Raw genomic sequence first — 1,203 nt, 5'->3', positions numbered from 1 at the left:
GGTATGTGCGATTCTCAAGCGGGGTGGCGTCGATCGCTGCCAACAGTGCAGCCAGAAAGGTAGACTGGGCGCGGGTGCGTCTGGTCGTGCGCTTCGTCACGAGATAGACGTCGACAGAAGGCGGATCGGTGTAGGGCGGTATTTGCCAGAGCTGCCCGGCTTCCACATCTGGAGTAACGACGTGAATCGGGAGGGGACCGAAGCCAAACCCCGCCTTAATGAGGCGCTTGACCTCTTCTAGATTAGTGAATTGCCCTACAATCTTCCCACAAAGGTGCTCCCGCTTGCGCAACGCGGCGACAGGCGCCAGAGCTCCTGAAAGGTCGTCGGTTTTGAAGGAAACGTAGTCGAGCCCCCTCAGTTCATCGAAGCCGGTAACTCGTCGTTGGAAGAGCGGATGGCTTGGCCCGCAGAAGAAGCCGAAATGCTCGCGATAGAGTATGGTGTATTCCAGGTCGTCGAGCTTTTCCTGCGCGAGAAAAATGCCGAGCGCGGCTTCGTTGTTGAGCACGGATTCCGCGGCGGACCTGCTGGATGAAACCGTGGTGGAAAAGGTGATGCGGGGGTGGATCTTGTGGAAGTCGGCAAGGAAAATATCGAGGAAGGGGCATTCGACGTGACTGGCGAAGGCCATGTCGACGTGACCGGAGATCTGGTTTTGATCCTTTTCCATGAGTTCCGGTAGACCGGCGACGATGGCGAACATTGCCATGCATTCTTTGTAGAGTGTCTCTCCCGCGGGCGTGATCCTAAAGTAGTTCGAGCTTCTATCGATCAAGCGGCAAGCCATATGCTCCTCCAGCCGACGCAGAGCGTTGCTGATTGTGGGCTGCGACAGGGACAGCTTATCTCCGGCAGCGGTAAGGCTTCCTTCCTGGACGATGACCGTGAATGTTCTCAGGAGATTCCAGTCGATCTCCCACACAAAACGACGCCGCACCTGGGTCATCCTCCACCTCCAACTTGGCGCAATGCCTTGGTGCATTTGCGCTTCCTTGTCTAGCGGCTCCTACAACACCTACGCCCTTGAACTGGTAAAACTGCGAGGGATTGTTGTCTTGTGGCTTTCCATCGCTATGGCGCCAAAGTGGCTTGCCGCCTGCTGATTTATACCACTTTGCCGGAGCGGGAGGGGACGGATCATCCGAAGCTGGCCATTGGGATGGAATTAGAGGAGGAACGCCTGATCAGATAGTCGGGGCG

At 56.8% G+C, this 1,203-nt stretch carries 1 protein-coding gene; it reads right to left on the bottom strand.

All coding sequences use genetic code 11. The annotated features are described in order from the left end of the window. A partial coding sequence (locus EOA23_RS34895; RefSeq protein ID WP_189341840.1) for a LysR family transcriptional regulator occupies positions 1-949 on the bottom strand: 949 nt, incomplete at its 3' end. Positions 950-1,203 lie beyond the last annotated feature (254 nt).

This window comes from Mesorhizobium sp. M2A.F.Ca.ET.042.01.1.1 (assembly GCF_003997405.1).
Taxonomy (GTDB): domain Bacteria; phylum Pseudomonadota; class Alphaproteobacteria; order Rhizobiales; family Rhizobiaceae; genus Mesorhizobium.
This window is presented reverse-complemented; position numbering and strand designations above follow the sequence as displayed.